The sequence below is a fragment of the Acinetobacter sp. PW68 genome, from assembly GCF_020982655.1.
Taxonomy (GTDB): Bacteria; Pseudomonadota; Gammaproteobacteria; order Pseudomonadales; family Moraxellaceae; genus Acinetobacter; species Acinetobacter towneri_A.
Window position 1 is genome coordinate 204,203 of record NZ_JAHZSX010000001.1, and the last position, 25,571, is coordinate 229,773.

A 25,571-nucleotide genomic window follows, 5' to 3' on the forward strand; every position below is an offset into this window, starting at 1 on the left:
GGACGCTTACATTTCAGGTGGGAATCTTGGTGATTTAAATCGTTTATTGGTCGAGTGTGCAAAAGAAGCAATTTTAACAGGTAAAGAAGAAATTACGCTCGAAATTGTTAAAAAATTTAAGTGGCTTAAACCAACAGAAGGTGCTCGTAATATTCGCCATATTCAGCTTAACTCTATTTAGCATGGTTCGAGGTATATATGCCAAGTTATGCTCAAAATTGGTTTATTCATACACCAATTGAAGATGGTGAGGTGTTATCTTCTTGGTTAATTCGTTCAGCCTTAGATATAGGGTGCTCACCTTTGGCTCTTACAGAAGCCTTGTGGGGTAAATGGAGAGCATTAACAATTGATCTTGATCGAGGGGTGACAGAGAACAGGCTTGAATTATTATTTGAACACTCTTTTGAAGATAGACAAAAAATTCTGCAAACAATGTTAAGTAATGTAGCTCCCTATCTAATAAAGAATTCAACTAATACATGGATTTTAAATTTAGGGCAACGTAGTAGAACAAACTTTTCAGGTCGGCAGGTATGTACTCAATGTTTTGAAAGTGATGGGAAGTCAGCTTATTTACGTTTAATGTGGCGAATGGGATGGCATACATATTGTGAAAAACATCAAATAAATTTAATTGATCATTGTCCTGATTGTGGTGTTGTAATTCAGCCTTTTAAAATAGATTTACAACATGGGTCATTAGCTGTATGTTCTTCGTGTGGTTATAATTTTATTAAGTATCAGTCCCAAATAAAGAATATTAAAATTTTAGATTTTCAAAAAAATGCTGATAATGTGTTAACAAAAGGTTTGGGATTATATAATAACCAAAGCATTTCGGCTGCAGAATGGTTTGAGATCGTACGTGCATGGATAAGTGAAATCAGATATCTAGTCAACACTAACAATGTTCAACTTGTTGAGATGTTTGAAAGTTTCGGGGTTAGTCTAAATCTGGAATTTCCTTTGACTCCAGTGGCGTTTGAGTATTTAAATACAAATGAGCGTATAATCTTACTTTCTATTCTGGATCAAATAATGAAAATTCCTTGTGAGTTGATTATTAGTCGGTCGCATGAATATGGGGTTAGTAGTGCAAATTTTTGGGATAAACGTAAAAAATTACCTATACAACTTCAACTCATGAAGTCTGCCATGATCCAACCTGTAAAAATGTATGCTTTACAACGTGTAAATCTTAGTAATGGACAACCAAAATCAAAAAAAACTGTGCAACGAAAGTGGCTTAATTTGTTAAGGAAGTCAAGAAAAACACGGAGTAATTAGCTTGACTGAGGTGAAGATTGAGCAGGTTTGCAATGGGTGTGAAAAATCAGTCACCCAGATAAAGAAAAGGTATAAGGGGCTAAAATATTGTTCAACTTGTTATGCTCGACTTTTTAAAAAAAGTCTTTGTCCAAAATGTGGGTTGTCTGCTCGATTACCTAAACATGATAATCAAGCAATATGTAATCAATGTATAAAAAAGCAGCCTTGTATTCGATGTAATCTGCTGAATAAACCAATAGGAAAGCTTACGGAGTATGGATTCGTTTGTAATAGTTGCTCTGTATATTTTAGAGAGATTGAGCGATGTGAGCGATGTAATGTTCAATCGCAAAAATTAACGAAAGTCTCACGTTTCAATGATGATTTGAGAGTCTGCCCTAAATGTTCTACAAGGGATTATGAAACATGCTCATCATGTCATAAGTATCGTTTGTTGGAATCGGATGAAAATGGAAAGAAGCTTTGTAAAAAATGTAGAGTTTTACCCAATAAACCCTGCCTTGAATGTAAAATTCTGATTTCAGCGGGATGTGCTGATTTATGTGATCATTGTTATTGGCGTAAAAATTTGTGGATTAAGTTTAATCAAAATATTCATTTGTTTGAGTCCTCTTTTTTAAAAAAACAATATGAAAATTATGTGCATTGGTTAGCTACTTCAGTCGGAGAGCATCAAGCTGCTCTTTATTTAAATAAACATACTCATTTTTTTATTAAAACAGAAGTGTTGTGGACTGATACTATTCCCGATGCAGATCAACTATTGCAAATTTTGCGGGCAAGCGGGCTTAGGAAGTTTGAATTAGTAGTGCAGTGGCTTGATCAAATACATGGGGTAAAGATTTTACCTGTAAATAAAAAGGAATGTTCTGAGATAGACCAAGCAAAGAGATTGATTAAGCAGTTGCCTAACCCTTCTTTGGCTTTTGATATAGTCTCTGCTTATAAAAAAAAGCTTGATGCTAAGATGGCTCAAGGAAGGACTACAGCTAGATCGGTAAGGCTTGCTATAAAACCTGCTGTTGCACTTATGTTAACTATTGATCATAAACATAATTTGCTCCCCGATCTAAGATCGATAAAAGCATATTTAGCTCAATATACAGGTCAGGCTGCTGCATTGACAGGCTTCATTAATTTTCTAAACGATCATTATGATACCAACATAGACTATATTTCGTTAAAAAAATCTAGTTTTATAAATGATGCGAGTAAGAAAAAGCTAGAGCAAGATTTGTTGAAAATCATGGGTACTGATCATGCTGTTGACGTAATTGCATGGGTCAGAAAGAGCTTGCAGTACTTTCATAATATGAGTAATCAAAAAGTAATCGGCGTGAAGGCTGAAATGATTACTGAGGAACAAGATGGATATACTGTGCTTTACTGTAACCAATCATATTGGTTGCCAAAGCATAGCTCAAGATTTAAATAAATTGTTATTTCATGAACTTCGTATCTTTAAATGGAACTATCAAAGTTCCATAGATGAATATTTCTAATTTCATGTGTTCTGTTTGGTATTTTTTTAACAAAATCATACATTAATCCAATGTGCTCTTTAGGGGTTGCAAGGTTTTTTTCAATTACAAACCAAATCATTCCTAATGATTGAGGCTTTGTTCCTATAGGTAATAGATTGAGTTGATATTTTCTAGCAGATAGGTTTCGATATATTTGATCTATTTTAAGGTATGTTTGAATTGGATCATCAGCAGGAACAATGTGGATGTCTGCGTTACTACTTTTAATATGCTTGTAATTGGCATTGATTGCTTTACGTTCCCAGCCAATATCAAATGCTGGGATACCTAATAAGACTGACTTCTCTCCCTCAAGATCTATTTCATCTGATTTTAGGAAGCCAGCTAATCTATATGATTCAAAGCCTAAGCTTAAGATGTATGCTGATAATTTGTTTGTTGGAGATGGTAAGAATGGAGGTAAGTAGTTGATGCCATTTCCCTCGTCAGACAAGGAGTGCTCTCCACTGGTTGCTGAGGAAAAGCCATTTATTTTATCTTTTTTCTTGTATACTTTAGGTTCGACATAACATATTGAAAATGAAATTTTTTCTTTACATAAAAAAAATAGTAAATATTGAACCGTACCGGGTTTGTCGGAGACTTTTTTATTTAAGTTAGGCCACCTGACCTAACGGGTTAATCTTATCATAGTACATTGCTTCAAACTCAAAAGGCGATACATAACCCAGTGCACTGTGTACACGCTTTTTATTGAACCAATCTACCCAGTTTAGTGTCGCAAGTTGTACATCTGCTAAACCTTGCCAATCTGCTTTTAAATATTCAATCACCTCTGTTTTGTATAAGCCATTCACCGTTTCAGCCAAAGCATTATCGTATGAATCACCAGTCGTACCGACTGATGCTCGTAAATTTGCAGCTTCTAAACGATTGGTATAGCGAATAGAAAGATATTGAACACCTCTATCGGAATGATGAATCACATTCTTTGGCATGCCTCGATCGTGCAATGCTTGCTCAAGTGCATCGAGCACCATATCTGTATTCATCCGTGTAGATACTTTCCATCCAACAATTGCTCGTGAGAACACATCAATAATAAAGGCGGTATAGACCCAGCCTGAATGAGTTTGAATATACGTAAAGTCACTCACCCACAGTTGGTCAGGATGATCAGCATTAAAATTACGTTTCACTAAATCATCTGCTCTTTTTTGATCATCTCGGCTACGGGTGGTTTGTTTATTCTTACCACGCCAAACACCTTGTATAGCTAGCTTCTGCATCAATCGAGCAACTGTACAACGTGCGATAACATAACCTTCACGTTTCAATTGTTGCCAGACCTTACGCACACCATATCGACCTGAACTTTCTTTCCAAATTCGTTGAATTTGTTCAGCATGATGCTCATCATGTAGATCTCGTTTCGCTCGATGTTCTGGATTGTCAGCGAGATCTAAAGTTCGGTAATAGGTTGAAGCTGCGATCGGTAAAATCCTACAAATCGCATCAACACCATATCGATCTTTATTGTTATGGATAAAATCCACCATTATTTGTGTGGGCGGTCGAGCTCCGCCTGGGCGAAAAAAGCGGCTGCTTTACGTAGAATCTCATTGGCGCGTTGCAGTTCTTTATTTTCGCGTTCGAGTTGTTTGATACGTTCTTGGTCTGAAAGCTGCTGTACTTTAACTGGATTTTGTTTATCTAAATATTTTTGATACCAAACACGAAGTGTTTCAGGAGTACAACCAATCTTAGGCGCAATTGCTGTGATCGCAGCCCAATTCGATGGATAATCTTTTTCGGATTCAATCAATAATTGAACCGCTCTATCTCTGATTTCAGGGGTGTATTTTACTTTTTTCATCGGGACATTCTCTCAAGAAAAGTGGTCTCCGACAAACCCGGTACGGTTCATATGTTAAATCTTGGATATCAAAGCAGGTCATATCAATTAAAATTTTTTGATTTAAAAAACTTTCTTTTAACACTGATGTGTTTCTGATTGATATGTTTACATGATCAAGTGTAATTTTTAAGTTTTGATTATCATCTTCATCATAAGTGACTTGAAAGTTTCGGATACTTTTATTATTGCTCGAAAAGAGTTCTTGAGTATATCTTGAGCGATCATCTATGCCTAAAGTAGTTCCAATGATGAGCGTATCAAAATCTTTAACCAGTGGATCGAACTTTGTGGTGTCTTCGTAATTAAACCAATTTAGGCATCTCATTAAAGCAATCCACCCTGTACTGGTTCTATTTTAGCATTATTTCCTTCAAATATATTTCTATAATTTTCCCATTTATGGTTGTCAGTACCACAGATAATTTGGAAATTAGCCACAGAAAAACTTACTTTATGCATTTTTCTGTAACTTATACCAAAGGCTGGTGCGTAAATAGGATTTAATTGATAATCTTTTAAGGAGCGATCTATATCTCTCTCTTTTGTAATGCGATGTTCAATAAGTACGTTCCAGCATAGAGCTTGTGATATGATTTTTTGTGTCTTTTCATCAACTGTCCCTGTGGTTAAGCTGAAATGATTTTGTTCTGGTTCAGTGATTACATCGGCTTGGTGACTAATTCGAAATAGTTCACCTAATCTTGAAACCAGCATGTCTAGCTTTTGTCCCATTGGGGCAAAGGAAATTACTTCTTTTACGAGTTCTTCACTAGTTTGAGTCGCGCCTTTATGCATTAATTGGCTAGAAATACTTTTCATGCTTGTGATTTCTATTGTGTCATCCTCATTATTAGTTTGTTCAGCAAAATACAGTTGAAAGGATTGATAGCATAACTCTAGAAAGTGTCTTACGTTTCCTGAGCAGAGTGTCATAAACTTATCAAATCCGCTATATATAGGAATGTTATTGTAAGATGAAGCAATATTGAGTTTATAAATAGCTGCTGGAATATAATGATTTTGTTTTTCCTCAAACTTTCTCTTAGAAACATCATCAATAGTTTTATCCAGATATGATTTTAATGTTTCAATGCTAAAATTATTATGTTTTTTTATCACTGTTAGTGAAATTGCTAAATATGGATTTTCACCAATCTTGTTAAATAGCTCCTCTCCAATAGGCTCTTTTAAATCACTTAACTGTTTAAGAACTCTAGGTATAAAATTTTTATTAGAATCACTGTATTTTACAACCAATTCTTTTAAACTATTTTGTTTAAGTATATGTGATACAAGGGCGAGGCTTTCACTAAACTCATAAGTTAAAAACTGTTCTTTATTAATTGAAACTAAAAGTATTTTTGAAAAAAAGCCATCAATTGCTCTAATGTTTTTTTTATCATGATAATTTTTAATAATATTATCAATATCTATTACACGATAATCATTCTGCTTTTGTAGCTGTTCACTATCAGGGGAGTTTGTATATACATAGTTTGATACAGTAGCAAAAGCTTTGTAAGCAACATTCCAGCTAATCATGCTATTAGAATGCTTTCTTAAGCCATTAATGTAGCTTTGCTGATTAATACTAAGATTTTCAAACTCGTCAATGAAGATTTTTATTGATAAACTCTTGAATAATTTTGTTTGAGTTAATGAAGTTACTAGGATTTTAATAATATTTTCTGGAGATAAGATCTTAAAATTATCTTCGTTTAGTGCTTTGGAGCTAATTTCACCCATTAAAAGGTCAAGATGTATATTTGCCTCTTGAAGGCTATCAATTGATAATTCAAATATTTGATTAATTTTTTTTATAAAATTTGATTGTTCTAAGACTAATAAAATGTCATCTGGAAAGTGATGTAAAGCATTGCTCAAAAAAGAGATAACTTCTTTTGTGATTTCAATGGAGACAAAAGATTGAAAGGCTTGGTTTGCATATTTCTCTTCAATCCATCCTCGCTCAAGTGATCTTAAAAAAATAGTATTTGGTTTCCAGTAAAGAATTACATTTTTTAAGCTGTCGGTTGTGGGAGTTGCAGTAATATCCAATTGAGACCAGTGGGAAAAATATTTGAGATACATAGTTTTTCCAGAACCACGTCCACCAACTAATGCAATTGAATGTTGGGCATTGAGTATGTTTATTTGTTCATAAAAAGGCGGTTTAACAAATGAAGAAAATACACTTTCATTTTGTGCTTTGAATTCTGCTCGAGCTACAGAGACATTTTTGAGTAAATTTTGAATGGAAATCACTTTAAGCTCTCCGTGATGCTAAAGGATAATAGGTCAAAGCTTTTTTGTTAGTTAGAAGAGCTGTTGAGTTCTGTTCATGATGTATTAATTTAATAGTTTGATTAGGACATCCCCATTCAAAAATAACAGAAAGCATTGCATTCTCCCATCCCAACCAGCTACTTTTATTAAGTCCATATCTTGAACAAATGTTCATTAAGGTAATATGCATTTCTTCTCTAGGAATTGAGATTTTGTCAAAGAAGCTATCTAATGCATCTTGATTAAAAAGAGATTGGTCTAATTTTATGGTTTCGGATGGAATGATGTTAATCATTTGATGGTTTTTATTAATAAAATCAATTCCTTTTGTCATTGCGAGAATTGGAGTGTAAATATGGTGGCTGTTTGAGTTGGTGAAATTGGATAGGTTATAAATTTTATTCCCTAAAAAATCTCCGAACTGTTTTCCTGATCCCAGGAAGTCATCAATATAAATTATTAGGCTATTATTCTTTAATGCAGATTCGATATGTTCATCATTCTGGGCCATATAGCATGCATTAACTAGATTTCCAAATCGTCGAGCTACTACGGCACTGGATTGAGTGATAGCACTTTTGTCGACAGCAATAAATTTGATATTTAAATAATTTTTTGAATATTTCAAATGATGTAGCCATGTGAAAATATCATAATTTTTATTATGGATTTTTTCATATATATTCTTAATATCTTTGATTAAAACTCTCATCATCGCTTTTTCAAGCATTTCAAAGTTTCTAAAGACTAGATTTTCTAGAACAAAAAGAGCAACTATTTTTTCACGTACATCTATAAAATTACTTAACCAATTGCGTATTTGAACCAACCCATCTCGAATGTAAAAAAGATTTTGAGTAATCAAAAATTTATACTTATCTACTAGTTCATTTTCTTTTTCGTTTGCAAAGTTCTCTAATTCTTGTTCATCCTCAGAATTCATATCCTACCCTTATAAAAATACTTAGTTTTTAGTATTTTACTCTAAATTTTTTAAAATTCTATAGATACTATTAAGTACGATAGGATCATTGTTGTTAAAAACGGATTGAATTTTCTCGTTGATTGCATCTTTAAGCGATGTGTTCGTAAAACTACAGTTTAATAATGCAAATTTGCATAATTTGTTGTAATTTTCCGATTTGGTTTTGTATTTTCCGCTTAAAATTCTACTAATTTGGGATTGATCAATACCTGTTTTTTTGCTAATAAAATCAACTGTTATGATATTGTTTTTAATATCAGTCTTTAGTTGTGTTAACTCTATAGGCATTTTTTCTGACATGAAATAAACTTGATAATATGCAAATTTACATATATAATAAGCTAAAATGAAATGAGAAGTCAAAAAATATGAGCTTTATCATTAAAAAAAATGAACTAGGACAATTTGATACTCCTGTTCAAATTGCCACTTCTGTGATGTCTAATATTTCTTATAACTATGATTTTTTTGTGGATTTAGGAGCTGGATTGGGGAACCTTTCGAGCTTGTTTCATGGTGAAAAAGGGATCATGGTGGAACTAGATGAAGATAGATATAGTTATTTAAAATCATCTAAAAATAGAAATATCAGTGTAATTAACAAAGATGTTTTGTCAGAAGATTTATTTTTAAAAGAAATGGTTGGAGAAAGTTCTGTCTTATTCTTGAGTAACCCTCCTTTTAATAGAAAAAATACAGGGTATGAATTTAAATATTTTTATTCTCTAAATAATGGAAGTTTTTTTCATCAGTTAGATATTGCTTTTTTAGATAAAACTCTAGCATCAAAAACATCTACCTCTTCAATCGTTTTTATAGTGTCTGCTCCTTTTGTGGAGTCAGAAAAATATGCCATGGAACGAGATAAATTCGTAAAAGAGTTTCAGTCTCTTGAGATAATTAGTTTAGATATTCGTACTTTTACTTCTGCAGAAGTTCAATCTTATGTGTTAATAGCTCATCCTTTTTCAGGCAGTTTAAGTAAGAAGATTTTATTAAAAAAAATGAATCTTAAAGGAGACATTATTGATGAAATTTCAATAGATGAATCTCTAGCTAAAAATAGTTTGAGTTACTTATATCATAAGGAAATTCAAGATATTAGGCTTACAGTAGGTAAGGGGTGTAAGATTTTAAAAGATTTTGATGTTAGCTTAGTACGTGGAAGTCAAACAAGAAAATACTTTGATGATCTTGGCAAAAAATTTATTCATACAACAGATTTGGTGGATCAATTTTTATATCTAGATAACGAATTTAAAACTGATAATTTATACAGTTATGCGGAGTCGAATGATATTTTAATTTCAAGAGTGGGGCGACGTTCTTTGGCTAGAGAGTCATTAGTGAAAGAAGGTGGTAATATATTTACAGAATCAATCTTTAGACTGAAAACAAAATCTCAAGATAATCAGTTAATTTGGAACAGTATTTCTAGTGATATTGGAAAGAAATGGAGAGAATTACATGCTCAAGGTAAATGTGCAAAATATTTAACGCGCAATGCCATTTTGAATATTCCTATTTTATAGTTTTTATAAAATTAAATTTTTATTTTTTTAATAATGTTTTTAAGGTCTAAGTATTTTATTAAAAACTTATTGAAATGTGTGTTATTGATACAGGATTCAATATTTTAATAATATTTATGATATTATGTAGAAACCGAATAAAAGAATTATAGTCAGTCAGTTATAAGAAAAGCCGAGGTTAACTCGGCATTCTTGTCTTAAAATCAATAGCAAAATCTGATTCATGACTAGATTCGCTATTGTAGAATTTAAAGCCTAAACATTTTACCTCTTTATAATCATGCTCTTTGACTTCATTTACGAAATCCACATAGTTTTGAGTGTCATCGTGATCTGTGTCAAAAGTAATTTCACACTCATCGGCTAGACTAATCAAAACTTCCTCTTTCCAAGCATCTTTTTCAAGCAAATGACCGCCTTTAGGCTCAATTAAGCATTGATAGTACATTTCACCATTTTCAGCATCATTAATGATCAGCATGTAGTCAGGGCTGAATCTGCGACCATCTTTAGGACTAAATAGCCAATAATCGAGTTCGTTGCGAATCAAGTAAATCTCCGCTCCTTTGTAACGTGATTTCAATTCATTAATTTGGGTCGCAATAAACTTAACAAAGCGTTTTTCTTCACTTGTTCCGTAGTTTTCACTATAGGCATACCAGTCTGCAGTATGAATATCAAATCGTAGATCAGGATCGTCATGGTCTGATTGTGGTTTGGCTCGTTCATCAGGTGCATAATCACTTGTTTCACCATTTAAATCTTGGACAGGGAATGAAACTAGGTAGATATTCTTTTCTTGCTGAAAGATGGATGATAGTGATTTTGGTCTAAATATATGACTTCCTGTAATTTGTGGCATGTGCCGATCTATGGCTTTACGCACTTCGGGCAGAATTACACCAATCAATAATTGCAGTTTTTCATGGGCTTCAAGTTGATCAATATCTTTCCCTTCTGAATATGCATATTTAATCTCATACAAAGGGAGGTATTTTTCTATTAATTCATCAATGCTCTGTATCCCAACGATATGATTTTTCAGATTATTGAAACGGAAGAAGTTATTTTCTGCTGACATTAACGCCTTGCGTATAATCAGCGGTGAGAAATAATCTTCGGTTAGATGAATAGTTTTGTATCGGATGCCTGCCTGAACTTTGTTTTGTTCAGCATCAGTTAGGCCTCTTGTATAAAGTCGGTAGACACTAGCTTTGATTTCTTTTTTAAAAGTTGCATCAATTTCGGTGTCAGTTGTTTTTGATCGGTATAGTTGTTTGTTAACCAGCACAAAACCTTTTTTGTAGGTTTCACTATTAAGAAATTCAGACTTGAGCTTGATTGTCCGTTTTTCCATACTTTTATTGACGATCCCTTCATCAAGTAAGGCGTATTGAAGGTTATCTAAGAACGTACCTGTTTTAACAAAATGATAGAAGAAGGTTTCTAAAATTCGCCCATACACATACGGTGCATTATCGAATTTACGTTTAAATGGATCAAATTCATAGCTATGTTCCTCATCAAACAACCCTCCACTTTGAGGAATCTTATAAGCTTTTGGTAGCTTATATGGACACAATCTTGCACCACGACCAATAAGTTGAATATCTTGTAAGGATACTTTTTTGCTTTCAGAAATATCAAAATGAATGATGTCATATAGGCTGAGTACGTCCCACCCTTCATTAAGCGCATTGACAGAGAAAATTGCTCGAATCACGTTTCTTGGGCTATCAAGCAGAGGAAGTAAGTCAGCCTTCTCTTTTTTCTGGCTGTTATACGTCATGCTGTTATCTTCGCGGAAATTCTCTTTGATGTAAGCAATGAACCTATTTAAGCCATTAGGTTCTTTGGCGGTAGCCAATCCTGATTTATTAGAACCAATCCAACTAAACATCTGCGAGATAAATCGGTTTCGATCTTCTTCCTCGGGAGATTGTTGCGTGTTTGAAATTAAGTTTCTTAAATGATCTAGATCTTCCACTTTTAAGGAGTTAACGACCTTATGGAAAAATTCACGATCTTCCTCACTTTTAGCAATCTTTGTTGATTTAACCAAAATAATCGGATTAATCTGAACATTCATTTCTCGTTCAGCCAGTAATCTACGATACTCGCTCATTACTACAGCATTAATGACCAATAACCGTTTTTGATCTTCAATCTGTGTTTCATCGTTATAGAGAAAACCGACTTCCTTACTGTATCCATCTTTATTGAATTGCAGGAATTCATAGCGATGAACCAACTTGTCACGGTATTTACTGTGAATGAGTGGATTCTCTAGATCAACCGTTGCTGTAAATTCCAACAAAAGATTATCTTTTCGCGCACCAATTGCTGACTGAACAGCCGTTTCCCAATTACGAATATCTTCTTCGTCTGTTTTCTTTAATTTTTTACGTGTATCCACGTTTAAGCGATGAGCTTCATCGGCAATAACAACCACTTTATTCTCTATAAAATCCTGAGCGGTTAGGCTGTTTTCCTTATCCTCAGTCAAGCGATTGTATAAAAGTGCGGTACTGAAAAACATAAAGTTAATAGCGTCTTCCTGAGCATCCTGAAAACGATCAATCGCACGAATATTAATGGTTTTACCGTTTAATTTAACCCCTTTAGGATTAAACAAGTATTTAGCAAACTTATAATCAGTGAAGTTTTTTACCGCCTGATTTTTAATTTGCAATTGATGCACTAAAAAAACAAAATTTCTATGGCCTTTTTCGTAGAGGTACAAGACAACGGCAGCCATAGTTAGCGTCTTACCTGTCCCTGTTGCATGATTAAAAAGCAGATGTTTAGCTTTACTTGGATCTCGCTCAAAAAGCCAAATGAAGTGCTTTACAGCTTCTTCCTGATAATCACGCAATTTTTTTGAAAGATTATCGGTGATATAAGATGGTAGTTGATAATCTTCAGCCCATTTTTGGTATTCTTCATCCGATGCAATTTCATTGAATAAGAATCTGTCTAGCGTATCTTTGACTTTGGTTTTTGCATTCTTAGTCATTATTCGCCCCATAGAATAAATCGGTTAAAGCCATTTCTTCATTTGTGACTTGGTAACGGCTATCACGCATATCTGCGTGATTCAGATAAAGTTGGTTTTCATCCAAAATGCCAATCAATAATTCTTTACGTTGATCTAAATCTAGTGAACGGAAGTTTTCGTCTTTTTCAAATTCATCTTTATCAAACCAAAACTTCAAGAAAGCATTTTTTGCCATTTCGGTGTAAACGTCATCTAGCTCACCTTTGCTTTTGGCTGCCATAATTTTGTCTACAAAATATTGGTTGTATTTTTTAAGCTCGAAATAAACAAACGAACCCCCTCCTTGCCAATTAATAGCTTTAGAGATTCCACTCTGATCACCTTCAACAACTTTCTTTAAGCGAACCTTGGAAATATCTTCAATGTAATCCATCTGCTCAACACCAATCCATCTTCGGCCCATTTTATGAGCTACAGCACACGTTGTGCCTGAACCTAAGTGGTAATCAAGAACGATGTCGTTTTCTTCAGAGAAGTGTTTGAGAATAATGTTTAATAAAGCTTCGGGTTTTTTACCGCTTCTAAAGTCAGCATCCCCTTCTAGGCGACAATTGCCAAAGCTTCCTGCTAAATCATAAAAACTTGGCATAGGTGTGGTTTTGGTGGTTTGAGGATTGTTCAATTGGTCTAGAGGGACTCCTTGATAGTATTTCCCTTTGGTTGCATTCTCTCTTTTAGCACCCGTAAAGTATCGGTGATCAAAACGATCATCACCAATACCATAAACTTTATACATTGCCCCAAGCCCATCAATTTGACTGCGACCTGTGAGATAATCTCTGAAAAAACGACCCGATGAGTTGCCGTCTAAAATTGTGCCTGATGCCCAAATTTCCTTGAGTCCAAATTCAGATGCTTCACGTTGTTCAATTACATATTGATCTTTATTAAAAACTTCAACTTTCTTGCCACCAAGCTCAATCACTTTTCCTGCACTTAATTCTTTGAAGTAGTAGCAATATTTATCCAAACCTGATTCTTTACCATCTAAGATTGGTTTTGCTAACGGTGATTTTCTATAAATATGAATTTGTTCAATTTCTTTATGAAAATCCATGTCTGATTTTAGTGTTTTTTCGGCATAACGCACGCGAATATACAGAGTGGTTAGATAGTTTTCTCGACCAAAAATCTCATCCATTAGAACTTTCAAATAAGCTTGCTCATCGTCATTAATCTGACAGCAAATAAATCCGTCATCTTTAAGTAATCTTTTTGCTTCTTCCAGTCGATTTCTCATGAATACCAGCCATGAGGAATGGTTGAAGCTATCGTTATACTTAAAGCTATCACTTTCCGTGTTGTAGGGCGGGTCTATGTAAATTAGCTTAATGCTTCCTGCTAAACGCTCACTTATAGAATGCAAAGCTAGTAAATTATTACCCTTTATCAACAAGTTTTCTTGCAAGTTGCCTTGTTCATCAAAAAAATCAATTTGTTCTTTTGAGGTACTGTGTTTTGAAATGTATTCAAAGTTTGTTAATACTTTTGGCTCAAATAAAGTATCAATATCCTTACCATCAATTTCTTGATGTAAAAAGCGTTCCTCTCGCCCTGAATCTTCTTTATTCATCCCTGCTTCAAGAACAGCATCCTTAAATGGGAAATGGAGTATTACATCATCATTGTTGTTTAAGAAACCCGTTCTGTCTCCGCTTGTTGAATAAAGACCAATTTTATTACTATATCGTGTGTATCGACCTTTTTTGAGTGAGTTGTCAGACATAAATAAATTCCTATTTAAATTTTATTAAGTATTAAAGTCGAAGCTCTTTACAATCAAGTACTTTGAGTATTTGAAGCATAAAAATAGCCCCAAATGTACCTCGATTAATCTTATTGCTAATGTTCTGTGGTGTTTCGGATATTCCCATTACTTGAAGCTTCTGCGCCACATTAACCAAAGTGAGATTTTTGCGGGCAATTTCTGTCTTAATTAAACCAGTAGCGTATTCTTTCCATTCAGAGTTTGACTCCAAAAAAAGATAAATGACACAGTCTATTGGAAAAAATTTTTAATCATCATATTAGGTGATTAAGCATATTTCAATATATTAAATTTTTGATTTTATAAGTTTTTTATTTTTTCTAAACTGAGTTGGTGGTGGTTGGTTATGTGAAAAATAATCTAACCAATATTTTTTATTATCAGTAAAAGCTCGTACTTTATCTATGTGTAAGACTATGCAACTCACACATGAACAAGCTTTTTTGTTGCTCAAGGGGGTATGTTAGAGCAGAGAATACCCCATTTGTCTTCAACGTGGAGCATGATCTATATGGGATAGTGTTACTGAAATATTTTGATTTTCTTTTTTGTGTATATCAGTTGGCATCAACTTTTGTCTTTGCTGTCAAATTTGGTAATTTTTTATTTTTCACCAATTGATTCAAGACTTTGTTAAAACTATTAATCCAATCAGATTGAACTGTATGCATGTGCTTCAATGCTCTTATTTTTTTGAATTTGACATCGCAAACATTAAACCATTTTTTTGTTCCTTTTTTTTTCTCAATTGCTTCACTAATTATTTTTATATTTTTTTCATTAAGGGGTTCTTTGGTTGTAAATAAGAAAAAACAATAATTTTCATTTTTATTATTTTTTTTAATATCCAGAAGATAGAGATGATCGTGATAATCCATTAATTCTAGCTTTAGAAGCATTAATGACCTTCCAACTTTATTATTGATCCAAGTATTATGGATGGGAAATTCTACAATCGGTTTTATTTGTAAAATTGAAAAATTATCTGAAGTTTTTCCTATCTGATCGATACAAGACACTTTAGTTAATTTATTGGTGTCTTGATTCTCCATTTTTTTTAAGCTATTAAATATAAGAGAAAGCTCATCTACTTCTAATTTTTTAGGTTTTTTTTCTGTATTTTCAGATTTTCTAGGTTTGTTTTTTTTGTTCCCATGACGATTTCCTGATGATTCATCATTATTATTTCTATTATTATCTTGAGCTTCGATGTGTTGTTGTACTGTTGTTTCAGTTTCGCTTACTTCTTCGATAATTTGGATATCAAATCCACTAAAATCTACAAAAATATCGGTCTGTTTTTTATTTTCACCTCGGCTGTGTGATGGGTCTTCCTGCGTATTGATTCGTGTGTTGTTGGGACTCTTTCTGTTTCTACTTTTCCGATGAGTTTTTTCATCATCATCGATAATTTTAGATTCTTCATTAGTTGCAGTCACAGGGGCATAGGCTACTACAGGATAGTCAGCAATAGGAGTAATTCTAGATATATGTGTAATTAAAAATCGCTTTTCATCTTCAAGCCAGATACCCTCTGCGGTAATACTCATTTTAGTTGAGTGCGGAGGGATTACACTAGGGAATCTAGTTGGATAGGGTTTCCCTTTTTTATCTAAACTTATATCATTTAATGAATTACGAATATTCAGCACCTTTTCTTGAGTTTCTTTATTCAGTGCTAAATTTGCTAATAGAGTAATTGCTTCTTTTCCAATTGTTTTAACTACATTTTTTTTCATTGTAACTAATAATTTAAAACCATCTTCATCATGCTGAATTTCATATTGATCTAAGAATAAGTTTACAATGCGTGAAATACTATAATTTTCATTAATTAAATAACCTCTAATGTCCTTTCTTGCAGGAATGTAAAATGCATGTAATACATGAATACAATTTATAATCACTTCGATATTATTTTTTGAATCTAAAACACAGTATTTACTCATTAAAAGTGGATAATATCTAAGAGGTACATTGGTATTATATTCATTTGTAGGGATGAATATTTTTTTATTGTATAAATAGTATTCCTCTGAATTAGGAATTTTATCGTCAAATCTAATAATTTTAGGTTTACTCCTTGAGAAGTCAAACTCAAAGTCAACTGTTCTCAAGCAATTGTTAAAATTAAATTTTCTACTTTCTATCAGTGTTTGTCCTTTCCATATTGAGCCAATTTGTACTGTATCCAAATCTCGAAAAGTAACATCATACTTGTTGTATGAATTTTTAGATATTTTTAAACGGTTTGAATTTGAGGGATCAAGTTCAACAAGGAGGATTTCTACTAATATATTGTCAGATTCAGAACTTGTATTTAACTTTAAACAACTATACAAGTAGACAACTCGCTCTATAGAATCATTAGGAAATGAGTCAATTGATATCATGTCAAAAGATGAGCCTTAATAAAATTTAAGTAGATACGAGTTATTAATAATCTATATTTTGGGATTTGACTAGCTTCTATTTCTATAAACTAGCTTTTATTTTTATAAATGACAGCCTCCACCGACCAATGCCACAGCAGAAGCGGTATGGTGCGGCGCACGAAAGGGACGCTGTCCAAACGTATGCGGGCTATTCGCCACAGAATAGATGCTGGCAACTTCTAAATTTTCCTGCATATTTAAGGGCGGTAAAATACTGGAAAGCCGAGATGCCAATAAGGTTTTACCTGTACCGGGTGGGCCTTTGAATAGCAATGAATGTCCACCTGCTGCTGCAATTTCCAAAGCACGTCGTGGGCGTAATTGGCCTTTCACATCGACCAAATCAAATGCGGAGTGTGATAACTGTGGCTGTGCAGTCGCGATGACTTTATCTAAAAGCTGGCTTTGTGCCAAATGTTCGCAAACTTGTTTTAAATGTGTGGCGGCAAAGACTTCAAAGTCTGGCAGTTGTGCAGCTTCTTGTGCGTTTTGTTCAGGTAAAACCAAACGATGCTGTGCCTGTTGGCAGGCAATCGCAATACTGAGTGTGCCTGTGGTGGGGCGTAATTGACCATCTAAAGCCAATTCTCCAATAAATTCTAAACCGTCAGTGCTCTGTTCGGGCAATTGTCCCGATGCAATTAAAATACCTAAGGCGATGGCTAAGTCTAAACGCGACCCATCTTTGGGCAAGTCGGCAGGCGCTAAATTAATGGTCAGACGTTTAGTCGGAAATTGAAAACCACTATTAATAATGGCAGAGCGTACCCGATCTTTACTTTCACGTACGGCAGCTTCGGCTAGACCGACAATGGTTAAAGAAGGTAAACCTTGACTTAGATGGACTTCAACTTCAATTGCAGGGGCGTGCAAGCCGAGCAGCCCCCGTGTATACACTTTGGCAAAAGACATTTTTATTATGATCCGTTTTGGTGCGTTATTTTTATAATGTTTGGTTTTTGTACTTAAGCACTCAATTGGTGCTTATTTTTTGAGTTGGATTTTCTGTTCTAGTACTTCAACCTGTTTTAACAATTCATTTAAACGTAAGTTGGCATTATTGAGCGCAGTCCGTTGGCGGTCTAGCTCATCTTGCGAGACCAAATCCATTTTGGTGACCGCTTCATTGAGCAAAGCACGTAAATTATGTTCTAAATCTTTTTTAGGTTGTTCAATTTGTTCCAAAATGGCTTGTAATAAAGTTTCAATCATTGTTGTTTCCACAAAGATGGAGAAAATGGAGGCAGTGTAGCACTGGTCTTGAATAGACTATAGCATTTCAGACGAAATATGGATTTATTCGATGAGTAAAATCGTAAATCTTCTAGTAAATATGTCTATTTTTTGAAGATCAAAACCATATAAATGTATAAAATAAGGTATAAAGAAAACTCATGTCAGGGTTTCTAATTTCCCCCGACCTTAGAACTTTGGCATGGAATTTGAACATAAAACCTTACTGGTGAATTAAGCCGAAGGAAAACACACATGAAGCTCGTAACTGCAATTGTAAAACCCTTTAAGTTAGATGATGTGCGTGAAGCATTATCTGAAATTGGTGTTCAAGGGATCACCGTAACAGAAGTCAAAGGCTTCGGTCGCCAAAAAGGTCATACCGAACTATATCGTGGTGCTGAATACGTCGTTGACTTCTTGCCTAAAGTTAAAATCGAAATCGCAATTAGCGATGAAATGGTCGATTCGGTGATTGAGTCAATCACTCGTGTTGCTAGTACAGGCAAGATTGGTGATGGCAAAATCTTTGTGACTAACCTCGAACAAGTCATCCGTATTCGTACAGGTGAAACGGGTGCAGACGCTGTTTAAAAGATGGCATGAAGTTTGCTGAGTACCTAATAACTCACAAAAACAAAGGTCGGGGGACACAAATGAAAAAAATGCTACTCGCGCTGAGTCTATCGGGCGCACTTCTTGGTGGTTCTGTTGCTTGGGCTGAAGAAGCCGCAATAGCCACCACTCCATCTTCAGATGTGGCAGTAACCACTGTCGAAACATCTCCTATCGAAACAACAAATGCAACAGAAGTTGCAGCTGTAGCAGAAGTCAGCACGCCTGAAACTGCTGAACCAGAAGCTGTATTAGACACAGGCGATACCGCTTGGATTTTAGTTTCGACTGCTTTAGTTTTACTCATGACCATTCCTGGTTTGGCACTGTTTTATGGTGGTATGGTACGTAAGAAAAATGTACTCAATACTATGGCTTATAGCTTTGTAGCAGCAGCCGTGGTCAGTATTGCCTGGGTGGCAGTGGGCTATAGTTTGGCTTTTGGTGAAGGTAATGCCTTTATTGGTGGTCTAGACAAAGTCATGCTGGCGGGCATTGGTACCGATGCGCTCAGTGGCAGTATTCCTGAAATTCTATTTGTGATATTCCAAATGACCTTTGCCATTATTACTGTGGCAATTATCAGTGGTTCAATTGCAGAACGAATGAAGTTTGGTGCCTTTGTTGCCTTTATCGCGATCTGGGTGGTCGTGGTCTATGCACCAATTACCCACTGGGTATGGGGTGGTGGTTGGTTAGGCAATGATGGCGCACTCGACTTTGCTGGCGGTACAGTCGTTCACATCAACTCAGGCGTGGCAGGTTTGGTGGCTGCATACATGTTGGGTAAACGTATGGGCTTGGGCCGTGAATCTATGGCTCCGCACAACCTGACTTTGACTGTACTGGGTGCGAGTTTACTTTGGGTGGGCTGGTTCGGTTTCAATGGTGGTTCTGCTTTAGGCGCGAATGGTGCAGCGGGTTATGCCTTAGTTGTGACTCAAGTGGCAGCCGCAGCCGCAGCAATCGCATGGCTTGTTGTTGAAAAACTGGTACGTGGTAAAGGTTCGGTATTAGGTGCTGCATCGGGTGCTGTTGCAGGTTTGGTGGTGATTACTCCAGCAGCAGGTTTTGTGACTGTTGGTGGTGCATTAGCGATGGGTTTAATTGGTGGTATCGTATGTTTCTGGGGTATTACTGCCTTAAAACGCGCCCTGAAAGCCGATGACTCTTTAGATGCCTTTGGACTACATGGTGTAGGTGGTATTGTCGGTGCAATTTTAACCGCCTTCTTTGCCAGCGAGTTTATTATGGGCGATGCTGCACCAAGCAACTTGATGAGCCAACTTTGGGTGCAAGTTGAAGGTGTGTTAGCGACCATTGCTTACTCAGCTATACTGACTTTCATCATCTTAAAAGTAATTGATCTAACAATTGGTATTCGTGTGGCTGCAGAAGATGAGCGTATGGGACTCGACTTAAGCCAACATGGTGAACGTGTAGAATAATTCAGACAGCACATAATCAATATATTGTGTAAAACAGCCCTTCGGGGCTGTTTTTTTTCTATATGTTGCGTAAAACTCTACAAAGTTTGGAAATTTTGCTACACTGCATTTTCATTTAAATTTGTGCAATTAAACCGCTATGCATTGTCCATTTTGCAACACTGCAGACAGTAAAGTGATTGACTCACGTTTGGCGGCAGAAGGCTGCCAAATTCGCCGACGTCGTGAGTGTATTGGCTGTGGTGAACGCTTTACCACCTTTGAAAGTTATGAAGTGGTCATGCCTCGGGTAATTAAATCCGATGGTAAAAGTGAGCCTTTCGATGAAGCCAAGTTGCGTCGTTCGTTAATGCACGCTTTGCAAAAACGTCCTGTGACCCAAGAGCAAATTGAAACGGTACTTAGTGACATCCAACTGCAAATTCGCCGTTTGGGAGAGCGTGATGTGAAATCGCGTACCATTGGTGAAATTGTGATGCAGGCTTTATTTGCATTGGATCACGTGGCGTATGTGCGTTTTGCTTCGGTGTATCAGGACTTTCAGGATGTCGAAGCGTTTCGTCGTCAAATTGAACAAATGCAGTTACGTGAGCAATAAATCCTCATGTCAGCAAAAAGCAGACAACATCTGAATATGACTGAATTCACTTCTAATTTACCTCCCAATGATCTTTTTTGGATGCGTCGTGCGATTGAGTTGGCACGTTTGGGGCAATACAGCACCAAACCTAATCCAAATGTCGGCTGTGTGATCGTTAAAGATGCACAATTGTTGGGCGAAGGGCATCATCCGCGTGCAGGACAACCGCATGCTGAAGTGTTTGCTTTGCGTCAAGCGGGTGAACAGGCACGTGGTGCAACAGCCTATGTAACTTTGGAGCCGTGTGCGCACTATGGACGCACTCCACCTTGTGCCAAAGCGTTGGTCGATGCAGGCGTGGTCAAAGTGGTAGTCGCTTGTCCAGACCCAAATCCATTGGTAGCAGGTAAGGGCGTTCAAATTTTAAAAGATGCGGGTATTCAGGTTGATGTCGGTGTGGCAGAAGCTGAAGCGCGTCAGTTAAATTTAGGCTTTTTAAAAGCCATGGCTACGGGCATGCCCTATGTGCGTTTAAAAGTAGCTTCAAGTTTGGATGGTCGCACGGCAATGGCTTCGGGTGAATCTAAATGGATTACTGGCACAGCTGCCCGTGCTGATGTGCAGCATTGGCGGGCAATCTCTGCTGCAGTATTAACGGGTATCGACACAGTGCTGGCCGATGACTGTCTGCTTAATGTACGCCACTTAGCGAGTGTAGATGACACTCACAGCGTGGTACAACCCAAACGGATTATTTTAGATCGCCAAGGCCGTTTGCCTTTGAGCGCACAAATTTTGCAGCAGCCTGAAACGGTGATGGTGATGGGACCATATCGTGCAGAGTTGGCAGCCTTAGGCGTGATACAATTGGCGGTACAGCCTTTAGCAACCTTACTTGCCCAATTGGTACAACAACATCAAATTTATGATGTATTGATTGAAGCGGGAGCAACCTTATCGACTGCTTTCTTGCAGGAAGGTTGGGTAGATGAAGTGATCAGCTATGTGGCACCTACATTGTTAGGGAGCTCGGCTCGTACCATGTTTAATGCAGAATTTGAGCAGATGTCAGAGCAACTTCGATTTAAACTTTACGATGTCACTCAATTGGGTGATGACGTGCGCCTTAGGTTAATTCCTTCTCAAGAGACACTATGAGTTCAGAGTCAACGGTTTATCATAAACGCCGTCATGCGGCACGCACCACTGATGAGTATTTATTTCATCAGTTAGTGCCTTATTTGGGCAATAAACGCCGTTTGCTGCATCTGATTCTAGAAGCGCTTGAACAGACAGGAACGCTGCATCCTAAAAATGGTCGTGCCCCAATTTTTGCCGATTTTTTTGCAGGTTCAGGAGTGGTATCACGTTTGGCGCGCCAAAATGGTTATCGAGTGATTGCCAATGATTGGGAACCGTACAGCCATGCCTTAAACCATGCGATTTTGGCCTGCACTGAAGCACCTGCGTTTAAAGAATTAGGTGGCTATCAAAAAGCCATTGATTATTTGAACCGCTTGCCTGAAGTCAAAGGCTGGGTAACGCATAACTTATGCCCACGTAACGACGAAATTTATGACCCGAGCCGTGACCGTTTATTTTTTAAACGTCGTAACGGTATGCGTATTGATGCGATTCGTCAGCAAATTGCCACGTGGCAAGCGCAGGGTGCAATTGATGATGTTGAGATGTCGGCCTTGTTGGCACCTTTACTCTATTCTGCCAGTTTTGTCAGCAATACCAGCGGGGTGTTTAAAAGCTTCCACCACGGCTGGGGCGGCAAAACCCAAACTGCACTCGAACGAATTGAATCATTATTGTGGCTCACTCCAAGTCGTTTTTGTGACATTGGCGAACCGAATAAACCTGCTGCAGAAATGTGGTGTGTCGATGCACAGCATCTTGCCAATCAAATGAGTGGTTTTGAGGTGGATGTGGCTTATTTAGACCCACCGTATAATCAACATGCTTATAGCAGTAACTATCATGTGTTAAATGCCTTAACTTTGTGGGATCAGATTGATTTACCAACTCCAGACACCAAAGGCTTTAAAAGCGGTATTGACCGCGCATGGCGCAAAGAACGCCCAAGTCCATACAACTCATCTAAGTACGCCAAAGAGGCGTATGAAACCTTATTGGACACCATTAATGCACGTTTTATTCTGACCAGTTATTCTACCGATGGTAATATTAGTGCCACAGACTTGTTGCAAGCCAATTTAAAACGCGGTCGAGTGACGTTATTGACGCAAGATGTTCCGCGTTATCGCGTGAGTAAACAGCGTCAGTCTGAGCGTGCGCGCGTACTGGAATTTATTGTGATTACCGATACGCATGCTAAGTCAGGCCCACCTATTCGCCAGTTGTTAGGGCAACTCTACCATTTTGCAGAATTGGGTGGTGTAGATACCTCAGGTGTGAGTACCCAATTGGCGTTGTGGTAAATCCACAAATCCTCAGTGAATGAGAGAAAAGATTATGTTTACAGGCATTATTGAAAGTTTAGGTAAAGTAGAAAGCCTGCAAAGTGTGGGCGGTGATGTACGTTTGCGTATTCAGACCGATTTGGATATGTCGGATGTGCATTTGGGGGATTCAATTGCCACCAATGGTATTTGCCTGACTGTGATTGAATGGGGCGACAATTGGTATGCCGCAGATGTGTCCCGTGAAAGTTTAAACCGTACCACTTTAGGCATATGGAAAGTGGGTCAGCCTGTCAATGTTGAAAAGGCCATGTTACCGACCACACGTTTTGGTGGACATATCGTAAGTGGGCATGTTGATGCAGTCGGTGAAATTACGCTGGTACGTGAAGATGCACGTTCGATTTACTATGAAGTGACTGCACCTGCAGAAATTGCCAAATACTTGGCAGAAAAGGGTTCGGTGACAGTTGATGGGATTAGCCTGACCATTAACCATTTACGCGGTAATGTCATTAGTCTGAATTTAATTCCGCACACGGCAGAGCGTACCAATATTGGCACATGGAAAGTTGGTAGCAAGGTCAATTTAGAAGTGGATGTCTTGGCACGTTATATTGAGCGTTTGCTCTTGGGCGATAAAGCGGCAGAAACAACGCAGCAGTCCAAAATTAGCATGGAATTCTTGTCAGAAAATGGCTTTTTAAAATAAGCACTGAGCCGAATGAAATTTAAACAGTCTGATTGAAAAATTAGACTGTTTTTTTGTTTTTAGGGATAATTAAAGAGATATAGATAGTTTTTTCATCATAAACACCCCTTTGGCTTAATGTAGATGATTGATTTTTTAATGAATTTGGAACACTGGCTGCCATTATTACTCGATAATTATGGTCTGTGGATTTATGCCATTTTGTTTCTGATTATTTTTGCAGAAACAGGTTCCGTGTTTATGTTTTTTTTACCAGGCGATAGTTTGCTGATCGCCATTGGTGCCTTGTGTTCCACCACCGATGTGGTGCATTTGCACTATATGGGGGTTTTGCTTTTTGTCGCTGCGGTCTTGGGGTATAGCGTCAACTATTACACTGGACGAATTCTAGGTGTGAAGTATTTCCATCAACATTCACGTTATTTCAAACCTGAATATATTGTAAAAACCAACCATTATTTTATGAAACATGGTGGCAAAACTATTTTAATGGCGCGTTTTATACCGTTTGTACGTTCATTTGCACCATTTGCGGCAGGGTCTGGGCACATGCCTTTGGCGACTTTTAGTTTTTATAATGTGGTGGGTGCTGCCGTGTGGGTTTTTTCTTTAATGGCAATAGGTTATGGTTTGGGCAATATTTTGTCTTGGTTGGGTGATTGGATTTAATTCCTAATGTTTCCTATTTTCTTATTCTAAATCAACAGCGATAACTCAAAAAAACTGATTGACGACCACAAAAAAGCCCACCGTGTGGACTTTTGGTCTGGTTCAGTTTTAGTGTTTGGTGACAATTAATTCTGTACCACCTAAGCGCGAGCTAAAAGTATCGTTTGTTTGAATTGAAAACTTACCCTTTTCCGCTTCTTTAGACAAATAAATGCTTAATGATTGGAAATCTGCACGACTGATCCATAAATCCTGAGCACGAATACTGCACTGTTCGCCCGTATTAAGATGGTCGATTTTGCCTGAAATTTTCGTCAAGATATCCATTTGAAACCCGAGATTGTCAAAGTTATTAAAGAAGATAAAAGCTGAAAATTCAACTTTTTCTGGATGACAATCATGAGACAAAATTATTTCATTTTGATGACACTTGATTTAAGGCTATGGGCGAATAGGGGGTAAAAGTAAATTTATTCTTTAGAAAAACTTGAATTTTTTAAGATATAGTCAATTTCTTCTTGAGCTGCGGCATGCAGTCGCGCACGAAAGACCGTGACCGCCTGCTCAATTTGAGTTTCGGCTTCTAGCTCTAAGCGCAAACGTACACTTTCAAGTTCAGAGGTAATTTTATCATCATTTACTGCAGTTGCGGCTTGGTTAAAAGTCACTGTAGGTAATTCAGGATTTTGCTCATAACGCGCCGTATAGTTTGAAATTTCCTGATCCAGACTTTGACGCATCAGCTCAAGTACTTGAGTTTGTTCTGCGAAGCGTTGTACTTCATCTTGTTGTAACTGTGCAGCATAAGCGGCTTGTTCTGCACGACGCTGTTCTAATTTGAGTTCAAGTGCCAATTGGCGACGTTGGCGTGCTTCTTCAATCAAACGTGCTTTTAGGTCAGCATAGGCTTGTTCAATTTTTTCCTGTGATTGTTGCTGAGCACGCTGATCTTCTGCAATCCACTGGTGTAATTGTGTTTCAGGTTGCAAGACCTCACAAATTCGATGCAGATCATCCATAAATGTCTGGCGCACAGCCTGAGGCGCAGTTAACCAGCGCTGTTTAAAATCTGAGCCGACATTTAAAGTCACTGCATCTCTCCTTATTCCGAGCTATATTTTTTTTA

22 protein-coding genes, 2 pseudogenes and 1 other annotated feature are annotated in these 25,571 nt (G+C 36.7%); of the genes and pseudogenes, 11 read left to right on the forward strand and 13 right to left on the reverse strand.

Annotation, left to right across the window (positions count from 1 at the left end; genetic code table 11):
* Positions 1-10: 10 nt before the first annotated feature.
* The 3 genes and pseudogenes from K1T76_RS00875 to K1T76_RS00885 form a co-directional block, all read left to right on the forward strand.
* A pseudogene (locus K1T76_RS00875) lies at positions 11-181 on the forward strand (TniB family NTP-binding protein); the annotation flags it as partial.
* Positions 182-198: 17 nt separating this feature from the next.
* Positions 199-1,290 carry a TniQ family protein gene (locus K1T76_RS00880; RefSeq protein ID WP_230243839.1) on the forward strand — a complete coding sequence of 364 codons (1,092 nt, stop codon included), beginning with the start codon at positions 199-201 and terminating at the stop codon, positions 1,288-1,290.
* A gap of 1 nt (position 1,291) precedes the next feature.
* Positions 1,292-2,728: a transposase gene (locus K1T76_RS00885; protein ID WP_230243840.1), complete on the forward strand. Its 1,437-nt coding sequence runs from the start codon at positions 1,292-1,294 to the stop codon at positions 2,726-2,728.
* 26 nt (positions 2,729-2,754) lie between these two features.
* Here the strand turns inward: K1T76_RS00885 and K1T76_RS00890 are convergent, their stop codons facing one another.
* The 5 genes from K1T76_RS00890 to K1T76_RS00910 all read right to left on the reverse strand — a co-directional run bounded on the left by K1T76_RS00890 (position 2,755) and on the right by K1T76_RS00910 (position 8,266).
* Positions 2,755-3,270 (reverse strand): hypothetical protein, encoded by a 516-nt coding sequence (locus tag K1T76_RS00890; protein ID WP_230243842.1) that lies wholly within the window; start codon positions 3,268-3,270, stop codon positions 2,755-2,757.
* A 163-nt stretch (positions 3,271-3,433) separates the two neighbouring features.
* Positions 3,434-4,653, reverse strand: a protein-coding gene (locus K1T76_RS00895) for an IS3 family transposase (RefSeq protein ID WP_180106673.1) whose coding sequence is annotated in 2 segments (ribosomal slippage) — positions 3,434-4,377 and positions 4,377-4,653 — 1,221 coding nt in all. Because the reading frame shifts where the segments join, the coding sequence is not laid out codon by codon here.
* Positions 4,262-4,378, reverse strand: a sequence feature (AL1L pseudoknot). Its footprint overlaps the gene before it by 117 nt.
* A gap of 366 nt (positions 4,654-5,019) precedes the next feature.
* On the reverse strand, positions 5,020-6,960 hold the full coding sequence (locus tag K1T76_RS00900) for an ORC-CDC6 family AAA ATPase (protein WP_230243844.1): 1,941 nt from the start codon (positions 6,958-6,960) through the stop codon (positions 5,020-5,022).
* 1 nt (position 6,961) lies between these two features.
* Positions 6,962-7,924, reverse strand: a complete 963-nt coding sequence (locus K1T76_RS00905; protein ID WP_230243846.1) for a phosphoribosyltransferase-like protein — start codon at positions 7,922-7,924, stop codon at positions 6,962-6,964.
* Positions 7,925-7,960: 36 nt separating this feature from the next.
* A complete protein-coding gene (locus K1T76_RS00910) occupies positions 7,961-8,266 on the reverse strand; it encodes a helix-turn-helix domain-containing protein (RefSeq protein WP_230243847.1) in 306 nt (101 codons plus the stop codon).
* 68 nt (positions 8,267-8,334) lie between these two features.
* Here K1T76_RS00910 and K1T76_RS00915 point away from each other — a divergent pair, with 68 nt between their 5' ends.
* Positions 8,335-9,498, forward strand: coding sequence for a hypothetical protein (locus tag K1T76_RS00915; protein WP_230243853.1), 1,164 nt, complete (start codon positions 8,335-8,337; stop codon positions 9,496-9,498).
* Positions 9,499-9,676: 178 nt separating this feature from the next.
* Here the strand turns inward: K1T76_RS00915 and K1T76_RS00920 are convergent, their stop codons facing one another.
* From K1T76_RS00920 to K1T76_RS00945, 6 genes and pseudogenes are all read right to left on the reverse strand, one after another.
* Entirely contained in the window at positions 9,677-12,514 is a 2,838-nt protein-coding gene (locus K1T76_RS00920; protein WP_230243855.1) for a DEAD/DEAH box helicase family protein, read from the reverse strand.
* A complete protein-coding gene (locus K1T76_RS00925; protein WP_230243856.1) occupies positions 12,507-14,282 on the reverse strand; it encodes a site-specific DNA-methyltransferase in 1,776 nt (591 codons plus the stop codon). The genes K1T76_RS00920 and K1T76_RS00925 overlap by 8 nt, the downstream gene beginning before the upstream one ends.
* Before the next feature lie 31 nt (positions 14,283-14,313).
* On the reverse strand, positions 14,314-14,535 hold the full coding sequence (locus tag K1T76_RS00930) for a DUF6471 domain-containing protein (RefSeq protein ID WP_268259873.1): 222 nt from the start codon (positions 14,533-14,535) through the stop codon (positions 14,314-14,316).
* Positions 14,536-14,881: 346 nt separating this feature from the next.
* Positions 14,882-16,717: a hypothetical protein gene (locus K1T76_RS00935; RefSeq protein ID WP_230243857.1), complete on the reverse strand. Its 1,836-nt coding sequence runs from the start codon at positions 16,715-16,717 to the stop codon at positions 14,882-14,884.
* A gap of 108 nt (positions 16,718-16,825) precedes the next feature.
* Positions 16,826-17,671 (reverse strand): annotated as a pseudogene (locus K1T76_RS00940) (YifB family Mg chelatase-like AAA ATPase); the annotation flags it as partial.
* A gap of 72 nt (positions 17,672-17,743) precedes the next feature.
* The gene (locus K1T76_RS00945; protein WP_019838153.1) at positions 17,744-17,971 is read right to left on the reverse strand and encodes an accessory factor UbiK family protein; all 228 of its coding nucleotides are present in this window, start codon (positions 17,969-17,971) and stop codon (positions 17,744-17,746) included.
* Positions 17,972-18,247: 276 nt separating this feature from the next.
* On the opposite strand from K1T76_RS00945, the gene glnK reads away from it, so the two are divergent.
* The 7 genes from glnK to K1T76_RS00980 all read left to right on the forward strand — a co-directional run bounded on the left by glnK (position 18,248) and on the right by K1T76_RS00980 (position 24,445).
* The gene (gene glnK / locus K1T76_RS00950; RefSeq protein WP_004650081.1) at positions 18,248-18,586 is read left to right on the forward strand and encodes a P-II family nitrogen regulator; all 339 of its coding nucleotides are present in this window, start codon (positions 18,248-18,250) and stop codon (positions 18,584-18,586) included.
* A 62-nt stretch (positions 18,587-18,648) separates the two neighbouring features.
* On the forward strand, positions 18,649-20,055 hold the full coding sequence (locus K1T76_RS00955) for an ammonium transporter (protein ID WP_230243859.1): 1,407 nt from the start codon (positions 18,649-18,651) through the stop codon (positions 20,053-20,055).
* A gap of 139 nt (positions 20,056-20,194) precedes the next feature.
* Positions 20,195-20,653, forward strand: a complete 459-nt coding sequence (nrdR, locus tag K1T76_RS00960; RefSeq protein ID WP_179991343.1) for a transcriptional regulator NrdR — start codon at positions 20,195-20,197, stop codon at positions 20,651-20,653.
* Positions 20,654-20,689: 36 nt separating this feature from the next.
* On the forward strand, positions 20,690-21,793 hold the full coding sequence (gene ribD / locus K1T76_RS00965; RefSeq protein ID WP_230245600.1) for a bifunctional diaminohydroxyphosphoribosylaminopyrimidine deaminase/5-amino-6-(5-phosphoribosylamino)uracil reductase RibD: 1,104 nt from the start codon (positions 20,690-20,692) through the stop codon (positions 21,791-21,793).
* Positions 21,790-23,082 (forward strand): DNA adenine methylase, encoded by a 1,293-nt coding sequence (locus tag K1T76_RS00970; RefSeq protein WP_178318305.1) that lies wholly within the window; start codon positions 21,790-21,792, stop codon positions 23,080-23,082. Before ribD ends, K1T76_RS00970 begins: the two co-directional genes overlap by 4 nt.
* Positions 23,083-23,116: 34 nt before the next feature.
* On the forward strand, positions 23,117-23,776 hold the full coding sequence (locus K1T76_RS00975; protein ID WP_230243861.1) for a riboflavin synthase: 660 nt from the start codon (positions 23,117-23,119) through the stop codon (positions 23,774-23,776).
* A 123-nt stretch (positions 23,777-23,899) separates the two neighbouring features.
* Positions 23,900-24,445: a VTT domain-containing protein gene (locus tag K1T76_RS00980; RefSeq protein ID WP_019838149.1), complete on the forward strand. Its 546-nt coding sequence runs from the start codon at positions 23,900-23,902 to the stop codon at positions 24,443-24,445.
* A 108-nt stretch (positions 24,446-24,553) separates the two neighbouring features.
* Here K1T76_RS00980 and K1T76_RS00985 read toward each other — a convergent pair whose 3' ends face one another.
* Entirely contained in the window at positions 24,554-24,772 is a 219-nt protein-coding gene (locus tag K1T76_RS00985; RefSeq protein ID WP_026438238.1) for a hypothetical protein, read from the reverse strand.
* Positions 24,773-24,915: 143 nt separating this feature from the next.
* Positions 24,916-25,536, reverse strand: a complete 621-nt coding sequence (gene blhA, locus K1T76_RS00990) for a cell division protein BlhA (protein ID WP_019838147.1) — start codon at positions 25,534-25,536, stop codon at positions 24,916-24,918.
* Between the last annotated feature and the right edge of the window lie 35 nt (positions 25,537-25,571).